Source organism: Mesorhizobium sp. M7A.F.Ca.US.007.01.2.1 (assembly GCF_003998165.1).
Classification (GTDB): Bacteria; Pseudomonadota; Alphaproteobacteria; order Rhizobiales; family Rhizobiaceae; genus Mesorhizobium; species Mesorhizobium ciceri.
Genome location: NZ_RZQP01000113.1, coordinates 1 through 19,396, shown reverse-complemented (window position 1 = coordinate 19,396; position 19,396 = coordinate 1). Strand labels below are relative to the sequence as shown.

Here is a 19,396-nt window from a genome sequence, read left to right as displayed (position 1 = left end):
GGCCTGGTCGGCCTCGGCGAAGCGCCGACGCCAGCGGCGGCCGCGATCATCAATGATGTCCTGGCGCCGCGGCTGGTCGGGCGCGATGCCTTCGACATCGCCGGCGCCGAGCATGTCTGCCTGCCTTTTGGACCGGCGTGCAGTCGATCAACGACCGCACACGCATCATGGCTTTCGGCGCCATCGAGATGGCTTTGTGGGACCTGCGCGGCAAGGCGTGGAACCAGCCGCTCTACCAGTTGCTCGGCGGCGCCGTACGCAAGGATATCCCGTTCACCGACTATTTTTCGCTGCGCGGTGATGGGCCAAAGGTGAAGGGCGAGACGGCGCCCGAGGAAGTCGCCGACTATTGCGTCGAATTGCACGAGACGCATGGAACGACTTTCTTCGAAGGCAAGTTCTCGACCGAAGATCCGAAAATCTCGCTCAGGATGGTCGAGCTGATCCGCAGGAAACTCGGCGACGATGCGATGATCCGTATCGATTCCAACCAGGCCTATTCGCTCAGCACCGCGCGGCGGCTGGCGCGCCCGCTGGAAGAATTGGGCGTGCGCAACTGGGAGGATCCGGTGGCGACCATCGAGGAGATGCGCGAGTTGCGGCGCCATTGCCCGATCCCGTTCTCGACCCACAACATCGACATTGCGCGCGCCATGGAAACCAAAGTGCCGGACGCCTTCGTCGGCAACCCGACGACGCATGGCGGCATCGGCCGGCTGTTGCGCTTCGTCGGCGCCTGCGAGCATGCCGGGATCGATTTCTGGTGCTACAGCGGCGACAGCGGCATCGGCAGCGCCGCCTATCTGCATCTGTGCGCGGCACTCGGCTGGATCAGGGAGCCGAACCAGTCGCTGTTTCGCATGCTGCCGATGGATGTCACCGAGGAAGGACCGTTTTCGCCGAAAAACAATGTCGTGCGCGTTCCGGAAGGTCCCGGTCTCGGCGTCACCTTGTCGCGCGAAAACCTCGCTGCCTGTCACAGAGACTTTACCGAGAAAGGACCGTGCAACAAGTATCATGACCCGGCAAAGCCCGGAACCTATCGCCGTTTGCCGCTGAACTAGATGACGGCTAGCGGCCAAGACCGACGGCCAGACACGAGAAGCCAACCGCCGCGACTTCGGTCGGGAAGGTTGGACAAAGACGGTGGAAGTCGTGCAGCCAACAATCCCGAGCGTCCACGCCACGACTGGATGGACCGGACAAAACCGCATGCTAAAGTTCCGGTAGACAGGCCTCCGATGCCGGGAAAATGGAGCAATCCACGAAAATTTCGTCAACCATAAGAAATAGGGGAAAGGGTAAAACCCATGAGCAAGAACCACAGCATTCTCGACCTGATCCGGCGCAATCGCACGCCGCTTGAAAATCACCTGATCGACGGCCTCGTCGACGGCAGGGTCAGCCGCCGCGACTTCGTCCGTCACGGCAGCCTGCTCGGCCTGTCGCTGCCGCTGCTGGGCCGCATAGGCATGGCCGCCGGCCTTGGCGGCATGCCGTCGCTGGCGCGCGCCCAGGGCGCGCCGGGCGCCACCATCCGCGTCGCCAGCAGTGTGCCGGCGGCGACGATCGACCCGGTCAGCATTGCGGACGCCGGCGGCCTGCTGATCATGCAGCAGGTTGCCGAATTCCTTTGCGTCGACGGCCCCGATCTGGTGCTGCAGCCGGCCTTGGCCGAAAGCTGGAAACCGAACGACAACGGCACGGTGTGGACCTTCAAGCTGCGCAAGGGCGTAAAATTCCACAGCGGCGGCGAGATGAAGGCCGACGACGTCGTGGCCAGCATCGACCGCCTTGCCGACCCGGCCAACTCGTCCAATGCGCTGTCGGTGTTCACCGGCATCCTGCAGAAAGGCGCTTCAAAGAAGGTCGACGACTACACGGTGGAATTCCACCTCGATGCGCCGAACGGCAACTTCCCCTACATGGTGTCGTCCGACAACTACAACGCCGTCATCATCCCGGGGAGCTACAAGGGCGACTACGAAAAGAGCTTCGACGGCACCGGGCCGTTCAGAATTGAGAAATACACGGCAAAGGTCGGCGCGTCCTTCGTCCGCAACGAGGACTATTGGGGTCCCAAGGCCTTGCCCGAGCGCACCGAATTCACCTTCTTCACCGACATGCAGCCGCAGATCCTGGCGCTGCAGGGCGGACAGGTCGACATCATCAACCAGATGCCGGTGTTGGCCGGCGTCGCTCTGCTCAACGATCCGAACATCGACATCATCAGCCTGAAGTCGTCGGCCCATCAGCAGCTGCACATGCGCTGCGACGAGGGTCCGTTGAAGGATGCGCGCGTGCGCCGAGCCATTGCGCTCTGCCTCGATCGCGACAAGTTGGCCGCCGGCCTGATGAAGGGACGCTCCGCCCTGGGCAATGACAGCCCGTTCGCCGCCGTCTATCCTTCGACCGATACGAGCGTGCCGCAACGCAAGCAGGATATCGCCCAGGCCAAGCAGCTCATGGAAGCAGCCGGCCTTGGCCAGGGCTTCAAGATAACCCTGACCACCGAACGCTACCTGGAAATCCCCGAATACGCCCAGCTCATCCAGAACTGGGTCAAGGAGATCGGCGTCGAGCTCGATCTCAACATCCTCGACCAGAGCGGCTATTACGGAGACGCGGTGTTCGGCAAATCGAACTGGCTGGATTCGGTGATGGGCATCACCGACTACGGCCACCGCGGCGTGCCGAACGTCTATCTTGCGGCACCGCTGAAGAGCGAAGGCACCTGGAATGCGGCGCATTTCAAGAACAAGGACTATGACGCGCTGGCGACCAGCTACATCGCAGCACTCGACCTCGAGGCGCAGAAGGCCGACGCCGGCAAGATCCAGAAGCTGTTGCTCGAGGAAACGCCTGTTATTTTCGGCTATTTCTACGACTATCTGACGGCGACGGCGAAGGGCGTGGCCGGCGTACAGCCGACCGCCATGTCGCAGCTGTTCCTCGACAAGGCATCGAAAGCCTGAACTAACTCTTTGTTGGAGCATGACCTTTTCCGAAAACCGGTCCCCACTTTTCGGGATCATGCTCAAAGGGAAAGCCAATCCTCTAACAGCCAGCTCCCGCATGGGGCTGGCTCCACAAGGAGTCTTAGCCATTCTCTCCTTCCTTGCCCGGCGTGTCTCGCTGTCGCTGGTGACGCTGTTCCTGCTCAGCATCATGGTGTTCCTGGGCGGCCAGGTGCTGCCCGGCAACGTCGGGCGCGCCATATTGGGTCCATTCGCCGACCAGCGCGCGGTCGACGCGCTCAATCACACGCTCGGCGTCGATCGCCCGCTGCTGGCACAGTACTGGGGCTGGATCTCCAATTTCGTCCAGGGCGACATGGGCACGTCCTACATCTTCCGCTCGCCGGTCGCGCCTTTCGTCATCGATGCGCTCGGCAATTCGATGAAGCTGGCGGCGGTCGCCTTCGTGCTGGTGGTACCGATCGGCATCCTCGGCGGCGTCGTCGCCGCGCTCAACCTCAACCGCCCGCTCGACCGCATCATCAGCCTCGGCGGTCTGTCGGTGACGGTGCTGCCGGAATTCGTCACCGGCATCATCCTGATCCTGATCTTTGGTGTCTGGCTGCGCTGGCTGCCGATATCGGCCGCATGGCCGCGCGACGCCGGCTTCTTCACGCAGCTCTACTACCTGATCCTGCCGTCGCTGCCGCTGTTCCTGGTGCTGTTCGGCTACATCGCCCGCATGGCGCGCTCCGGCATGATCGAAGCGCTCGATTCCGACTACACGCGAACGGCCGTGCTGAAGGGCCTGCCCTGGCGCACGGTGATCTGGCGCCATGTGCTGCGCAATGCGCTGCTGCCGACCATCACCGTTATCGCCACGCAGACCGGCTACCTCATCGGCGGCCTTGTCGTCATCGAAACGCTGTTTCGCTACCAGGGCATCGGCTCGCTGATCTTCACTGCCGCCCGCGGCAAGGATTTCCCGATGCTGGAATCGGGCATCCTCACCATCGGCATCGTCTATGCCGTGGCCACTCTTGTCGCCGACTTCCTCTATTCCGTGCTCAATCCGCGCATCCGGCTGGGGTCAGACCAATGAGCACCATCCAGACCACCTCCTCGAGATCCGACGACACGCGCCCGCGCGGCCCGCTGGCCGAGGTCTTTTTCTCGCTGCTGCGCTCGCGAACATTCCTTGTCGGTTTCGCCATCGTGCTGTTCTGGGTTGCCTGCGCGCTGTTCGGCGAGCACTTCGCACCCTACGACCCGCTCGCCGACGACATCATCAACGCGCTGGCGCCGCCTTCTTCCGAACACTGGTTCGGCACCGACCAGATCGGCCGCGACGTCTTCTCGCGCGTCATCGTCGGCTCGCGCGACATCCTGACCGTCGCCCCGCTGGCGACCTTGCTGGCGACAGTGGCCGGCACGGCGCTCGGCCTCGTCACCGGCTATTTTCGCGGCCTCGTCGACGATGTCGTCAGCCGAATCCTGGAAGCCTTCATGGCGATCCCGGTGGTCATCGTTGCGTTGCTGGCGATCGTTGCGCTCGGCACCTCGAAGACGACGGTCATCGTCGTCATCGGCTTAAGCTTCGCGCCGATCATCGCGCGCACCGTGCGCTCCGCGGTGCTGGCCGAGCGTGAACTCGACTATGTCGCTGCCGCGCAGCTAAGGCATGAAAGTGCCCTGCATACGATGTTCGTCGAGATCCTGCCCAACGTCATTCCGCCGATCCTGGTCGAAACCACCGTGCGGCTCGGCTATGCCATCTTCGCCGTCGCCACGCTCTCCTTCATGGGTTTCGGCATCCAGCCGCCCTCGCCCGACTGGGGGCTGTCGATCTCCAACAATTACGGCATGATCGGCGGCGGCTTCTGGTGGACGGTGCTGTTCGATGCGCTCGCCATCGCCTCGCTGGTCATCGGCGTCAATCTGGCGGCCGACGGCGTTCACGGAGCGCTCAATGACTAACTCCGCCAAGGCCGAAAACGCACTCGAAGTCACCGATCTTTCGGTTGCCTACCGCGTCGCCGGCCGCAACCGCGCCGTGCTGCGTAACCTCAGCCTCACCATCGGCCAGGGCGAAGCCTATGGGCTGGTCGGCGAATCCGGCTGCGGCAAATCCACCGTGGCGCTTACGGTGGTGCGCTATCTGCCGAGAAACGGCTCTATCACCGGCGGCACGATATCGCTCGACGGCCAGAACGTGATGAAACTCGACGCCGAGGCGCTCAGGCGGGCGCGGGCCGAAAGCGTCTCCATGGTCTATCAGGACCCGAGCAAGGCGCTGAACCCGTCGATCCGCGTCAGCCGTCAGTTGACCGAGATTTTTGAACTCGGCGGCATTTCGGGACAAGCGGCCACCGACCGGGCGATTGCCATGCTGAACCGCGTGCGCATCTCCGACCCCGTCAGCGTCATGCAGCGCTACCCGCACCAGCTTTCTGGCGGCATGCAGCAACGCGTGGCGATCGCCATGGCGCTGGCCAACGATCCCTCGATGCTGATCCTCGACGAGCCGACCACCGGCCTCGATGCGACGGTGGAAGCCGAAGTGCTCGACCTGATCGCGCAGCTGCGGCAAGAACTCTCGGCCTCGATCCTGTTTATCAGCCACAACCTCGCCGTCGTCTCCAACATGTGCGACCGCGTCGGCGTGCTCTATGCCGGCATGCTGGTCGAGGAAGGACCGACGGAGGTCGTCTTCAACGACCCGCGCCATCCCTACACCGTAGCCTTGCTGCGCTGCCTGCCGCGCGGGGGCCAGCGCAAGGACCAGGGCCGCCTCGATACCATTCCCGGCTTCCTGCCCGGCATCGGGGCCGACATCAAGGGCTGCGCCTTCGCCGACCGTTGCGCGCTCGCCGACGACCGCTGCCGCAGCGAATTGCCACCGCTCTACGATCTGGGCGGCCGGCTGTCGCGCTGCTTTCATCACGACAAGGCGCAGGCGCTGCCGCGCGCGACGCCGAGCGATGTGGCGGCTGTACCAAGGGCGGCGGCAGCGCCGGTGCTACGCGTCACCGGGCTGAACAAGACCTATGCCAGCCATGGCCATGCACTGCGCGCCGTGAAGGACGTGTCGCTCGACCTGCGGCCCGGCGAAACGCTCGGGCTGGTCGGCGAATCCGGCAGCGGCAAAACGACCTTCGCCAGGCTGCTGCTCGGCCTTGTGCCGCCGGACGCAGGCGGCACCATCGAGCTCGAAGGCAAGGCGCTGGCGCCCAGGCTGGAGAACCGCAGCGACGACCAGATCAAGGCGATGCAGATCGTCTTCCAGAACCCGGACTCCGCACTCAACCGATCGCATTCGATCCGGCATCTGATCGGACGCGCGCTGAAGCGGCTGGCGGGCCTCTCCGGCAAGGCGCTGGAGGCTCGTCTCAACGACCTCGTCCGCTCGGTGCGGCTTACGGACCGGCATCTGGCTGTAAAACCGCGCCAACTGTCCGGCGGCCTGAAGCAGCGCGTCGCCATCGCCCGCGCCTTCGCCGGCGACCCGCGCATCGTCGTCTGCGACGAGCCGACCTCGGCGCTCGACGTCTCGGTGCAGGCGGCCATCCTCAATCTGCTCGCCGACCTGCAGTCGAAGGAAGACGTCAGCTACATCTTCATCTCGCATGATCTGGCCGTGGTGCGTTACCTCTCCGACAAGATCGCCGTGCTCTATCTCGGCCGCATCATGGAGCTCGGACCGACGGAAGAGGTCTTTTCCGGGCCGCATCATCCCTACACCGAAGCGCTGCTGTCGGCCGTGCCCAAACTCGACCAGACCGAGACGGCGCGCATTCGTCTCGACGGCGAAATCCCGAGCGCCACCAATCCGCCGTCGGGCTGCGTGTTCCACACGCGCTGCCCGCGCAAGATCGGTCCGATCTGCGAACAGCAGGAGCCGCCGCTGAGCGAGGCCCAGCCCGGCCATTCGATCCGCTGCCACATTCCATATGCCGAACTGGCCAGGCTGCAGAGAGCGGCCGTGACCGAGCCGGCATAGCGCCGCGCTTCCGTGGCTTGGCCAGTCAGACCTGGCCGGCCATGCTGAGAGCACGGTCACCTTCCGAAAAGCCCTGCCCTTCGGCCCAGTTCCTGGCCAGCGTGCGCAGGCCTGTGAGCGCGACATCCAGAACATCCGACGAGGCGGGGTTCGAGGGATAGGCGAGGTAGATCGGCCGCTGGAACACCGGCGTATTGTCGATGCGCCGCATCTCGCCGCGCTCGATATGACCGCTGACGGCGCTGAGCGGCAGATAGGCGGCGGCCTGCTGTGACAGCACGTGCTGCAGCCCGATGAAGACCAGTCCGGCCGATATGGCGGGCTTGACCATGCCGGCAAAGGCGCGGTCGTGCTCGATGCGGAACTCCAGCCCCCAATCCATCAGAATGTAGTTTTCGGTCCACGGCCTGGTCTGCGCGGCATGCTGGACAAGCACGACCTGATCGACCGCCAGCGTTTCGTAGACGATGCCGGGATGCGGCCGCGGCAGATAGAGGATGCAGATATCGAGCAGGCCTTCCGCCAGTTGGTCGATCGCCGAGTCCGGGAAACTGCCTTCAAGCCGCAGCGCCACGTTCGGCCGCCTGGTGCGCATCCACTCGACCCATGGCGAGGTGATGCGGTCCCACAGATAGGCAGGCGCGGTCAGCCGCAGCAAGGTCTCGTAGCCATCGGGAACGGCGATGTCCTGCCGCGATTGCTCCCAGGTGCGGGTGATGGAAGAGGCATGTGGCAGGAACTGCCGGCCGGCCGGCGTCAGCGTGACGCCATCGCGGTCGCGCACGAAAAGCCGGCGGCCCAACTGCTCCTCCAGCCCCCTGATCCGTGCGCTGACGGTGGACTGCGCGAGGTTGAGCCGGCTGGCTGCGACGGTGAAGCTGCCATGGGTGGCGACTTCGAGAAAGCTGCGCAGATTTTCAGTGTCCATGCCCACCTCTGCATCGAAAATTTCGATGACCCCTATCAAAAAATATCGCTTTCCGGCGGCAGTCAATAATGAACTAGATGGCCGAACCCCAAGACACGCGAGGAATCCAGCCATGCCCAAGCATTTCCGGATGATCGACAACGCTCGCAGAACGCTCACTGCAATCGAAAATTCCGCTGTCGACGAATTGCTGGCCGGCAGGATGGACCGCCGCGACTTCCTGCGCCATGGCAGCGTGCTTGGTCTCTCACTGCCGTTCCTGGGCAGCCTTGTCGCGGCCGCCGGCCTCGGCACGCAGCAAGCACGCGCGGAGGGCAAGCCGGGCGGCACGGTGCGCGCCGGCGTGGCGACGCCGGGCGGCGCCATCGATCCCGTCACCTATTATGACAGCGGCAGCTACCAGCTGGTTTTCCAGACCGCCGAATTTCTCTGCATCACGCAGCCGGACCTCACCTTGAAGCCGGTGCTGGCGGAGAGCTGGGCGCCGAACGAGGACGGCAGCGTCTGGACGTTCAAGCTGCGCAAGGGCGTGAAATTCCACAATGGCGAGGATTTCAAGGCCGACGACGTCGTCGCGACCTTCGACCGGCTGGCCGACCCCAACGGCGCTTCTAATGCACTTTCCGTGTTCAAGGGGCTGCTGTCGAAAGGCGGCACCCGGAAGGTCGACGACCACACCGTCGCCTTCCATCTCGATGCGCCGAATGGCAGCTTTCCCTATTCGGTGTCGATCGACAATTACAACGCCGTCATCCTGCCGGCGAGCTACAAGGGCGACTACGAAAAGACGTTCGAAGGAACCGGGCCATTCCGGCTGGAGACCTACACGCCAAAGGTCGGCGCGACCTTCATCCGCAATACCGACTATTGGGGCGAGAAGGCGCTGCCTGACCGGCTCGAATTCAAATTCTACGGCGACGTGCAACCGCGCATCCTGGCGCTGCAGGCCGGCGAGGTCGACATCCTCGACGCCGTTCCGCTCGATGTAAGCCAGGTGGTGCTGAACAGTCCTGATATCACGGTGCTGCGTGTCGCTTCGACCGCGCACCGGCAGCTTCACATGCGCTGCGACACCGGCCCCTTCACCGACAAGCGCGTGCGCCAGGCGCTGGCGCTGTGCATCGACCGCTCCAAGCTGGTCGACGGGCTGTGCCGCGGCATGGCGGCGACCGGCAATGACAGCCCCTTCGCACCCGCTTTCCCCGCAACCGACAAGACGGTGCCGCAGCGCGTCCAGGATATCGCCAAGGCCAAGCAGTTGCTGGAGGCGGCGGGCCTTGCCAGTGGTTTCGACATCACGCTAACGACGCTGCGCTATTCCGACATTCCCGGCTACGCGCAATTGTTCCAGAATTTCGCCAAGGGAATCGGTGCCCGCATCTCGCTCAACATCGAAGACCAGGACAAATATTACGGCAAGGCGGTGTTCGGCCAGTCGGACTGGCTGGACAGCCCACTTGGCATCACCGACTACGCCCATCGCAGCGTGCCGAACGTCTTCCTGAAGAGCCCGCTGGTCAGCGACGGTCCGTGGAATGCGGCGCATTTCAAGAGCCCGGCCTATGACGGCATGGTCACCAGCTATCTCAAGGCGCTCGATGTCGGCGCGCAGCGCGCTGCCGCCTCCGACATCCAGAAACTGCTGCTCGACGAGACGCCTGTCATCTTCAGCTATTTCCCCGATCTGCTGGTGCCGGTGCGCAAGAATGTCAGCGGCTTGCCGCCGATCGCCGCCGGCCTGCTGCTCGATCGCGTGTCCCTGAGCTGATCGTGCCTCAACGCCCGATGACAAAAGAAACAAAACGGGAGACTACCATTCGCAAGCCTCATCTGCGCGGCCGCGGGCCGCATTTTCCGCTGCTCGACAGCATCGTGCAGTACGACTTCGAGCCGGGCTACATAGCCTTCACCATGCCGACGCAGAAGCGCCTGCGCGTGCAGGTGGGGTCAATGACCGTGGCCGATACGACCAACGCCTTGGTGTTCTACGAATCCGATCATCTGCCGGTCTACTATTTTCCGATCGGCGACGTTCGCGAGGAGTTCCTGCTGCCGAGCAAGACCACGACAGAGGACCCATTCAAGGGCACAGCCACCCACTATTCGCTCAACACCGGCATCACGCTGGTCGAGGACGCGGCCTGGCGCTATCTCGATCCGGTCAAGGGCTGTCCGCCGATATCGGACTACATGTCGTTCACCTGGAGCAAGATGGGGCACTGGTTCGAGGAGGACGAGGAGATCTTTGTCCACGCCCGCGATCCCTTCCGCCGCGTCGACTGCCTGCCGTCGTCGCGGCGCGTGCAGGTCATCCTCGATGGTGAGCAGGTCGCCGATTCACGCCGCGGCGTGTTCCTGTTCGAGACCGGCCATCCGGTGCGCCACTATCTGCCGATCGCCGACACGCGGCTCGATATGTTCGCGCCCAGCCGCTACATCTCGCGCTGTCCTTACAAGGGCATCTCCAACTACTATCACGTGACGACCAAGGCCAAGCGCCACGAGAACCTGGTCTGGTATTATCCTGAGCCGGTGCACGAGGCGGAGCGCATCAAGGGGCTGGTCTGTTTCCACCACGAGCTGGTCGACAAGATCCTGGTCGATGGCGTCGAAATCCCGAAGGAAGCCACGGCCGCGTCGAGCGGTTATTTCTAGGCATCGACGCCGCTTGCGCGCGGGCGCTTGATCGAAGCACGGGTCAGCGCATACCCTCCCTGGGACAGGGAGGACACTCGATGGATCTTTTCAAGCTGGATGGCGATGTCGCGCTGGTCACCGGCGCCGGCAGCGGCATCGGCCAGGCCATCGCGATCGGGCTGGCCGAGGCAGGCGCCGACATCGCCTGTTTTGGTCATGCGTCGAAAGGTGGGCTGGATGAAACGGCGCACCGGATCACGGCACTCGGCCGCAAGGCGCTGGTGCTGAACGGTACAGTGACATCGCAGAGCGATCTGGCGGCGGCGATCGATCGAGTCGAGAGCGAACTCGGTGCGCTGACCGTTGCGGTCAACAATGCCGGCATTGCCGGCTCCGAACCCGCCGAGACGATGCCGCTGGAGACGTGGCAGAAGGTGCACGAGGTCAATGTCGCCGGCGTGTTCCTGTCCTGTCAGGCCGAAGCGCGCAAGATGCTGGTGCGAGGCAAGGGCTCGATCATCAACATCGCCTCGATGTCGGGCACCATCGTCAACCGGGGCCTGACGCAGGCGCACTACAACTCTTCGAAGGCCGCCGTCATCCACATGTCCAGGAGTCTCGCCATGGAGTGGGCCGATCGCGGCCTGCGCGTCAATGTCGTCAGCCCGGGCTACACACTGACGCCGATGAACAAGCGGCCTGAGGTGGCCGAAGAGGTGAAGATCTTCAAGCGCGACACGCCGATGGGGCGGATGGCGGCGCCGGAGGAAATGGTCGGACCGACGGTGTTCCTGGCCAGCCGCGCAGCGAGCTTCGTCACCGGCCTCGACCTGATTGTCGATGGCGGCTACGTCTGCTGGTAGAGGTTCAACTTCGCCTGCAGTCTGAATTTATACGCCTCGCGCGGTGTTAGTCGTTGCGCGACATGAACCTTGATATATATAATTTCATCCCATGAAACTGGCTTGGCGAGATGGCGCTTGCCGGGTCGACAGCCGAGAACATGAGACCTTGATGGCTCGCACCTTGCAAGGCGCCGCAAGACTGGCAATCGATCCGCAGATGACCGCCCCCGCAGCGATCCGTCGGCAACCATGACGCCGACACTGCAGTCCTGTTCCATCATCACTAGAATTGAGCACCATCTTGCCTGCGCCGGCCAAAGCCGGGGCAACAATCTGGCGCCGACGGCCTTGCGCAAAGACCAGCCTTTCCAACACAATCAAGAAAAGCCGCAAGAAGGGAACGAACGATAATTTTCACAGCTTGAAGGAGAACAAGCATGTCACTTCGCAGTGTGATTTCGAACTTAACAATGGGAACCTTCGCACTCGCCGCGGCGAGTGCACTGACACCTTCCGCCCAAGCCGCCGCACCAGAATCCAACGATCCGATCAAGATCGCGCTGTTCGACTGGACCAGCGTCAATCTGAACGCCAAGATCCTTGGCGGTATCCTGGAAAAGCTCGGCTATACCGTCGAGTATCCCACGGCCGACTACCTCTCCAGCCTGACCACGGGCCTCACCAATGGCGATCTCGATGTCGGCCTGGAGTTCTGGGACACGACCGCCGGCGAAGCCATGAAGGCTTCCGATGCGACCGGCCAGACCGAACGGCTGGGCAAGCTCGGACCCAAGGCCAAGGAAGAGTGGTGGTTTCCGGAATACATGAAGGAGAAATGCCCGGGCCTGCCCAATTGGGAAGCGCTAAAGGACCCGAAATGCGCCGAAGCCTTCTCGACGGCGGAGACCGCACCGAAGGGACGCTATCTCGGCGGCCCGGTGACCTGGGAAGGCTTTGACGACGAGCGCGTCGAGGCGCTGAAACTGCCCTTCACCGTCATCCATGCCGGCACCGACGCGGCGATGTTCGCCGAGCTCGATTCCGCCTATCAGCGCAAGGCGCCGATCATGCTGTGGATCTATTCGCCGCATTGGGCGCCGGCCAAGTACAAGGGCGAGTGGGTTGAATTCCCGGAATACACGCCCGAGTGCTACAACGACCCGAAATGGGGCGTGAACCCCGACGCCAAATATGACTGCGGCAAGCCGCATGGCGAGATCTGGAAATACTCCTGGTCCGGCATGAAGGACAAATGGCCGGTCGCCTACAAGGTGGCCAAGGCCTACACGATTGACACCGATGAGCTCAACAAGATGAGCGGCGAGATCGATCTCGGCGGCAAGACACCGGAAGACGTCGCAGCTGCCTGGATCGCCGCCCACGAGGCCGACTGGAAAGCCTGGGCGCAGTGATCGTTCCGACTGGAAAAATGAGACCCGGCTGCTGACCAGCCGGGCCTCACTTGTTGATATTCCAGAGGGACGTTCGAATGACGGACAGGACTGAACAGGAGCCAAACACGGCGGGCGCGCCAAAAGACGCCCGTCCGGTAAAGCTTGCCTGCCGCAATGTCTGGAAATTGTTCGGATCGAACGCGGCCAATTTCATCCGTGAACGTGACGGCAAGGCCAGCATGGCCGACGTCACGGCTGCCGGGCTGGTCGGCGCGGTGCGCGCCGTCGACCTTGAAATCCGCCAGGGCGAGATTTTCATCATCATGGGCCTGTCGGGCTCCGGCAAGTCGACGCTGGTGCGCTGCATGTCGAGGCTGGTCGAGCCGACCCACGGCAAGGTCGAATTCGAGGGCAATGACCTGCTGAAAATCTCCGATGCAGCACTCATCGAATTGCGACGACACCGCATGGGCATGGTGTTCCAAAATTTTGCGCTGTTGCCGCATCTCAACGTGCTGGAGAACATCGCCTTCCCACTCAGCATCCAGGGGCAGGACCGGGCGACACGCGAAGCAAGGGCGCGCGAGGTCATCGAGCTTGTCGGCTTAAGGGGTCGCGAGCATTTCTATCCGCGCGAACTGTCCGGCGGCCAGCAGCAGCGTGTCGGCATCGCCCGCAGCCTGGCGACAAAACCGGAAATCTGGTTCCTCGACGAGCCGTTCTCGGCGCTCGATCCGCTGATCCGCCGCGAGATGCAGGACGAGCTGATGCGGTTGCAGATGATGCTGCACAAGACCATCGTCTTCATCACCCATGATTTCGACGAGGCCATCCGGCTGGCCGACCGCATCGCCATCATGAAGGATGGCGAGGTCATCCAGATCGGCACGCCGGAGGAACTGGTGGTCAATCCGGCGACCGACTACGTCGCCGAGTTCACCCGCGACGTCGACCGCGCCAAGGTGATCTCGGCACGCAGCCTCATGCGCGCCTGCGACGGCTCGGAGCACGGCGGAACGGTGGCGCCGGAGGCCAAGATATCCAGCTTTTCCGCCAGCATCGTTGCCGCCAACAAGCCGTTCGCGGTCGTCAACGGCAGCGGCAAGCCGATCGGCGAGGTGACGCCGCAAGCGGTGATCGATCTGCTGGCCGGCATTGAGCGTTCCGGAGCCGGCACATGACGGTGACGGCAAGCGCCGGCGAAACACGGTCGCGCCCGGTTCAGGTCTGGCTGCTCGTCTGGGCGGTGGCACTCGCGGCCGCGCTTGTCGTGTTCCTGTTGCAAGACCACCTGCCCTGGGCGGTCAATTATCCGGCCAGCGCCGTCGTGCCGGTCGCCGATTGGATCAGCGCGCTGATGCGCTGGATCAAGTCGAACCTGTCGTGGCTCACCCGCTCGATCACCGCTGTGCTCGGCGTTCCGCTCGATTTCGCGCTCAATCTGCTGGCCAAGAATTTCAAGATCGGTCACGGCGCGGACGCCTATGTCCTGCCGCGGCTGTCCTGGGTCGGCGTCTGTGCTGCCGCCTTCATCGCCGGGCATGCAGCCGGCGGCAGAAAGCTCGGCCTGCTGGTCGGCGGCTGCTTTCTCTATATCGCGCTGTTCGGCCAATGGACCAGCGCCATGCTGACGCTTGGGCTGATCTCCATCGCCGTGCCGTTCTGCATCGTCACCGGGCTGTTCGCCGGCATTTGGGCGTGGCGCAAGCCGTGGGCCGAAAGGCTCATCGTCTCCCCTGCCCTTGACCTGATGCAGACGATCCCGACCTTCGCCTATCTCATCCCAATGCTGCTGCTGTTCGGCAACAGCCCGGTCTCGGCGATGATCGCAACCGCCATCTTCGCCACCCCGCCGATGGTGCGAGCAACGATGCTCGGCCTGTCGCGGGTGCCGTCGGAGATCGACGATTTCAGCGAAATGGCCGGCTGCACGGCGCAGCAGAAACTGTGGCGGGTGCTGCTGCCGTCGGCGCGGCCGACATTGATGGTCGGCGTCAACCAGGTCATCATGCTGGCGCTGAACATGGTGATCATCGCTTCGATGATCGGTGCCGGCGGCCTCGGCTACGACGTGCTCCTGGCGCTACGTGCGCTGAAGGTCGGCGAGGCGATGGAAGCCGGCCTTGCCATTGTGGCACTCGCCATCGCACTCGACCGGCTGAGCCAGGCCATCGCGCACAGCCAAGCAAAGGGCCATGTCCATCAGGAGGTAAGCCCGAGCCTCTGGCGGCGCTACCCCAACCTGACGCTGGCCATCGCCATCCTTGTCGTGACAACACTGTCCGGCCTGTTCGTGCCGGCCTTGGCAGTGGTGCCGAAAGCGATCACTTTCACCACGGCGCCGCTGTGGAAGGCGGCGGTGAACTGGGTGACCATCAATTTCTTCGACACGATCGAAGCGTTTCGCGTGGCGCTCATCCTCAATCTGCTGAACCCGCTGCGCGCCTTTTGCGAGGGCTTTCCGTGGCTCGGCGCCGTCTTCCTGCTCGGCCTTGCCGGCTATCAACTCTCCGGCCTGCGTCTCGCCGTCCTCGTCGCCGCGCTGACCGCCTTCTGCGCCATCACCGGCCTGTGGGAAAAGACCATGGCGACGGTCTATCTCTGCGGTATTTCGGCCTTCATCGCCTGCCTGATCGGCATCCCGATCGGGCTGATGGCTTCGCGCAGCGACCGGTTCGAGAAAATCGTCACGCCGGTCATCGATACGCTGCAGGTGCTGCCATCCTTCTGCTTCATCATCCCGGTGGTGATGCTGTTTCGGGTCGGCGACGTCACCGCGATGATCGCGACGATCGCCTTCGCCGTGGTGCCGGCGATCCGCTACACCAATCACGGCATCAGGCAGGTGCCGCCGGCGCTGATCGAGGCGGCCAAGGTTTCGGGCTGCACGCCGCGCCAGACCTTCTTTCGCGTGCAACTGCCGCTGGCGCTGCCGGAGATCATGCTGGGCGTCAACCAGACGATCCTGATGGCGCTGGCAATGATCATCATCTGCGCCATGGTCGGCACCCGCGATCTCGGCCAGGAAGTGTTCATCGCACTGTCCAAAGCCGATTCCGGCCGCGGCATCGTCGCCGGTCTCGCCATCGCCTTCATCGGCATCGTCGCCGACCGGCTGTTCAGCGCCTGGACGGCGAAGGCGCGCGCAAGGCTGGGTTAGGATTAGCCGCCCCGACACAGGAGAGAATGATGACTGGCCGGATCGCTCACTGCACCTGCGGCCAATTGCAGATCCGCTGCCCGCAAGAGCCGGCCAAGGTCTCGCTTTGCCATTGCCTGGACTGTCAGCGGCGGACCGGCAGTCCGTTCGGGATCGCCGCTTTCTTCGATGCCGCCGAGACCGAGATCAGCGGCTCATTCCAGACATTCCAACGCGATTCCGACAGCGGCTTTCCCGTCACCTTCCATTTCTGCGGAACGTGCGGCTCAACGGTCTTCTGGTATCCGTCACGAAAACCGGCGGCGGTAGCCGTCGCAGTCGGCTGCTTCGGAGACCCGGCATTTCCGGCGCCGACGCAGTCTGTCTATGGCGAGAGTCGCCACGGTTGGGTCGAGGCGCCGGCCTGACGGCGCCCACTCGTTATTCCGCCGCAACGCCCTTCACCTCAAGATAGCTCTCCATCGAATCATCGAGCGCCTGCAGCCACGGCGTATGATGCAGCGGCGCCATGGTGCCGGTCATCAGCGAGCGGTAGGCGTGGTCGCGGAAGCTCATAATGTCTTCGCCCTTGTGGTGTTCCCATTCCATGAAGGTCTGGTTGACCGCCTCGACGTCGAAACCGGGATAATCGGTCTGGTCCATCAATTCCTTGGTGTAGTCGCCCTGGAACCAGATCATCTGCTCGGCGTCTTCCAGCGTTTCCTCACGCGCGCGCCACTTCGCGCCGTGAGCGGCCATCGCCTCGGCCGAGGGCAGCTTGATGCGGCCCATGATGACGTCGCGGGCAAACCAGGCCTGCGCGTCGAACATATTGAAGGTGTAGAACTGATCCTGCATGCCGATATAGGAAAGCTGTGGGTTCTTCTCCCAGACGACGCCTTCATAGAGATCGAGCGGCCACATGCGGTTGGCTGTCTTGAGCTTCAGATCGTCGGTCAGGAAGGGGAAGGAATGCAGGTACCCGGTGCACAGGATGATGGCGTCGACATCCTTGGTCGTGCCATCCTTGAAATGCGCGGTTTTGCCGACGACCTTCTGCAGCAGCGGCACCTCTTTCCAATTCTCCGGCCATTTGAAACCCATCGGCTTCGAGCGGTAGCTGGAGGTGATGGATTTGGCGCCGTATTTGTAGCATTGCGAGCCGATGTCCTCGGCCGAATAGGAGCGGCCGATGATCAGGATATCCTTGCCCTTGAATTCCATCGCGTCGCGGAAATCATGGCTGTGCAGGATGCGGCCATTGAAGGTGGAGAAACCCTCGAAATAGGGCACGTTGGGTACCGAGAAATGCCCGGAGGCGACGACGACATTGTCGAACTCTTCGGAATAAGTGACGTCGTTGGTTCGGTCATGCGCGGTGACGGTGAATTTCTTCGTCTCGTCCGAAAACGTCACCATGCGCACCGGGCTGTTGAAGCGCACCCATTTGCGCAGGCCTGATTTCTCGACGCGCCCCTTGATGTAGTCCCACAGCACGGCGCGCGGCGGATAGGAGCCGATCGGCCGGCCGAAGTGCTCCTCGAAAGTATAGTCGGCGAATTCCAGGCATTCCTTTGGTCCGTTCGACCAGAGATAGCGATACATGGAACCGTGCACCGGATCGCCATGCTCGTCGAGACCGGTGCGCCAGGTGTAGTTCCACAGGCCGCCCCAGTCCGACTGCTTTTCGAAGCAGACGATCTCGGGAATGTCGGCGCCCTTGTCGGCCGCCGATTTGAAGGCCCTGAGCTGTGCCAGGCCGGATGGGCCGGCTCCGATGACGGCAACGCGACTTTTCATGGCAGGCCTCCCGATCTGGTTTCGACTTTTGCCTTGACGCAAATCCCAAGCGGAAAGCGCTATGCGCTTTTCCCGGAATTGCTCTTACGAAACAAATTTCACTCACAGGGACAGTAATTGGCCCTTTCGTGCTGTCAACAGCCCGGTGCGGAAACAACGTTCCGCCGATGTGGATTTCCCGCAAAAAACCGGACGCGGCCAAACGCCGGATCGTGCGCATGCGCTTTCAGGCGACTTGCCGTCGCAGTTGCGCTGCTGTATCGGCACCTGACATGTTCACCTAGAGTGAAATAAATCCGCAGGAGTGCCGGGGGCGACATGGCGAAGAAGGTTTCCGATTCCAAGGCTGGTCCAGCCGGTGCAAAGGCCAAGCCGCAGCCAAAGGTCTCGGCCGACGGGAAAACCATCCGCGCGCCGCTGACGCAGAACCCGCATGCCATTCGCGACACGCGCGAAAAGGTGCTGGAGGTGGCGATCGGCCGCGAGGTGCGCGCCTTCCGCAAGAAGCTCGGCATCACCGTCGCCGATCTGGCGGTCGCCACCGACATTTCGCTGGGCATGCTGTCGAAGATCGAGAATGGCATCACCTCGCCGTCACTGACCACCTTGCAGGCGCTGTCGCGGGCGCTCGGCGTCCCGGTCACTGCCTTCTTCCGCCGGTTCGAGGAAGAGCGCAGCGCCGTTTTCGTCAAGGCCGGCCAAGGCCTCGATGTCGAGCGCCGCGGCACGCGCGCCGGTCACCAGTACAATCTGCTCGGCCATATCGGCTCCAATACCAGCGGCGTCGTCGTCGAGCCCTATTTGATCACGCTGACCGAGGATTCCGACGTGTTTCCGACCTTCCAGCATGAGGGCATGGAGTTCCTCTATATGCTCGAGGGCGAGGTCGTTTACCGGCACGGCAGCAATCTCTACCCGATGAAGCCCGGCGACAGCCTGTTCTTCGACGCCGACGCGCCGCACGGGCCGGAACAGCTGACGAAACTGCCGATGCGGTATTTGTCGATTATCTGCTATCCGCAGAGCGCGGGTTGAGCGGGACTCGATCTCCCCCCACGAGGGGGAGATCGGCAGCTTCGCGGGCGTCGCTCAATCCGGCCCGAACCCAGGGTTCGTCGGGCTGCCGTCGTCGAGCTTCGACAGCCACTCGACCAACGTTGACCTATATCGGGTCAGGCCCTTGTAGTTGGCGAGTTCGTCGGGCAGGTCGCGGATGACGCGGTGCAAGCGCCGGGCCCATTTTGGTTGCGTCACCAGCTCATCCATCTTGATCAGATAGCAGCGGATCGGAAAGACGATGCCGTTCGAGCGCGGCAGGCGCCAAAAACTCTGCAGCTCGACGCGCAGATGCACTTTGTCGCCGACATTTTCCGGCGTCACCGTAGCCCGGTCCGGACCCCATTTGTGATAGTTTTCGGGGCTGGTGTCGAGGCGCGGATTGATGGTCATCGTCCAGTTCAGGCGCCTGGCCGGCTTGCCTTGCTGGATGTTGGTGAGGAATTTCAGCGCCCTGACAAAAATCCCCTTCTCATGCGCCAGCGGCACCGGCGCGTGCCATTCGAAAAAGTTCATGCCGATGTCAAAATCGAGCGACCAGTCGGCTTGGGTGGTGACCATGCCGGCATCCATCCACAGATTGCCGTCGCGCTGGTCGAGGATGCAGAAGTCGCCCTGGCTCTGGCGGGTGATGTACTCC

The 19,396-nt window shown here is 63.1% G+C and carries 16 protein-coding genes; 13 read left to right on the top strand and 3 right to left on the bottom strand.

The window, feature by feature from the left end:
- Positions 1-137: 137 nt before the first annotated feature.
- From EN949_RS20235 to EN949_RS20215, 5 genes are all read left to right on the top strand, one after another.
- The gene (locus EN949_RS20235; protein ID WP_245472467.1) at positions 138-1,064 is read left to right on the top strand and encodes a mandelate racemase/muconate lactonizing enzyme family protein; all 927 of its coding nucleotides are present in this window, start codon (positions 138-140) and stop codon (positions 1,062-1,064) included.
- Positions 1,065-1,310: 246 nt separating this feature from the next.
- Entirely contained in the window at positions 1,311-2,975 is a 1,665-nt protein-coding gene (locus tag EN949_RS20230; protein WP_127371756.1) for an ABC transporter substrate-binding protein, read from the top strand.
- Between the two features lie 100 nt (positions 2,976-3,075).
- Positions 3,076-4,059 (top strand): ABC transporter permease, encoded by a 984-nt coding sequence (locus EN949_RS20225; RefSeq protein WP_181172681.1) that lies wholly within the window; start codon positions 3,076-3,078, stop codon positions 4,057-4,059.
- Positions 4,056-4,934: an ABC transporter permease gene (locus EN949_RS20220; RefSeq protein WP_127371076.1), complete on the top strand. Its 879-nt coding sequence runs from the start codon at positions 4,056-4,058 to the stop codon at positions 4,932-4,934. The genes EN949_RS20225 and EN949_RS20220 overlap by 4 nt, the downstream gene beginning before the upstream one ends.
- The gene (locus EN949_RS20215) at positions 4,927-6,957 is read left to right on the top strand and encodes an ABC transporter ATP-binding protein (RefSeq protein ID WP_127371075.1); all 2,031 of its coding nucleotides are present in this window, start codon (positions 4,927-4,929) and stop codon (positions 6,955-6,957) included. The genes EN949_RS20220 and EN949_RS20215 overlap by 8 nt, the downstream gene beginning before the upstream one ends.
- A gap of 25 nt (positions 6,958-6,982) precedes the next feature.
- On the opposite strand, the gene EN949_RS20210 is transcribed toward EN949_RS20215, so the two are convergent.
- Positions 6,983-7,885, bottom strand: a complete 903-nt coding sequence (locus EN949_RS20210; protein WP_127367377.1) for a LysR family transcriptional regulator — start codon at positions 7,883-7,885, stop codon at positions 6,983-6,985.
- A gap of 112 nt (positions 7,886-7,997) precedes the next feature.
- Between EN949_RS20210 and EN949_RS20205 the strand changes: the two genes are divergently transcribed.
- The 7 genes from EN949_RS20205 to EN949_RS20175 all read left to right on the top strand — a co-directional run bounded on the left by EN949_RS20205 (position 7,998) and on the right by EN949_RS20175 (position 16,328).
- The gene (locus EN949_RS20205; protein ID WP_127371074.1) at positions 7,998-9,653 is read left to right on the top strand and encodes an ABC transporter substrate-binding protein; all 1,656 of its coding nucleotides are present in this window, start codon (positions 7,998-8,000) and stop codon (positions 9,651-9,653) included.
- Positions 9,650-10,540 carry a DUF427 domain-containing protein gene (locus EN949_RS20200; RefSeq protein ID WP_164745786.1) on the top strand — a complete coding sequence of 297 codons (891 nt, stop codon included), beginning with the start codon at positions 9,650-9,652 and terminating at the stop codon, positions 10,538-10,540. Before EN949_RS20205 ends, EN949_RS20200 begins: the two co-directional genes overlap by 4 nt.
- 80 nt (positions 10,541-10,620) lie before the next feature.
- Positions 10,621-11,385, top strand: a complete 765-nt coding sequence (locus tag EN949_RS20195; protein ID WP_013532887.1) for an SDR family oxidoreductase — start codon at positions 10,621-10,623, stop codon at positions 11,383-11,385.
- A gap of 419 nt (positions 11,386-11,804) precedes the next feature.
- Complete coding sequence (locus EN949_RS20190; protein WP_027163833.1) at positions 11,805-12,779, top strand: ABC transporter substrate-binding protein; 975 nt, start codon at positions 11,805-11,807, stop codon at positions 12,777-12,779.
- A gap of 77 nt (positions 12,780-12,856) precedes the next feature.
- On the top strand, positions 12,857-13,942 hold the full coding sequence (locus EN949_RS20185) for a glycine betaine/L-proline ABC transporter ATP-binding protein (protein WP_013532889.1): 1,086 nt from the start codon (positions 12,857-12,859) through the stop codon (positions 13,940-13,942).
- A complete protein-coding gene (locus EN949_RS20180; protein WP_027163834.1) occupies positions 13,939-15,921 on the top strand; it encodes an ABC transporter permease subunit in 1,983 nt (660 codons plus the stop codon). Before EN949_RS20185 ends, EN949_RS20180 begins: the two co-directional genes overlap by 4 nt.
- Before the next feature lie 29 nt (positions 15,922-15,950).
- Entirely contained in the window at positions 15,951-16,328 is a 378-nt protein-coding gene (locus tag EN949_RS20175; protein ID WP_013532891.1) for a GFA family protein, read from the top strand.
- Positions 16,329-16,341: 13 nt separating this feature from the next.
- On the opposite strand, the gene EN949_RS20170 is transcribed toward EN949_RS20175, so the two are convergent.
- Positions 16,342-17,700 carry an NAD(P)/FAD-dependent oxidoreductase gene (locus tag EN949_RS20170; protein WP_013532892.1) on the bottom strand — a complete coding sequence of 453 codons (1,359 nt, stop codon included), beginning with the start codon at positions 17,698-17,700 and terminating at the stop codon, positions 16,342-16,344.
- Positions 17,701-18,018: 318 nt separating this feature from the next.
- Here EN949_RS20170 and EN949_RS20165 point away from each other — a divergent pair, with 318 nt between their 5' ends.
- Positions 18,019-18,735, top strand: coding sequence for an XRE family transcriptional regulator (locus EN949_RS20165; protein ID WP_013532893.1), 717 nt, complete (start codon positions 18,019-18,021; stop codon positions 18,733-18,735).
- Positions 18,736-18,789: 54 nt separating this feature from the next.
- Here the strand turns inward: EN949_RS20165 and EN949_RS20160 are convergent.
- On the bottom strand, positions 18,790-19,396 hold a 607-nt coding region (locus EN949_RS20160; RefSeq protein ID WP_164782518.1), incomplete at its 5' end, for a DUF3445 domain-containing protein.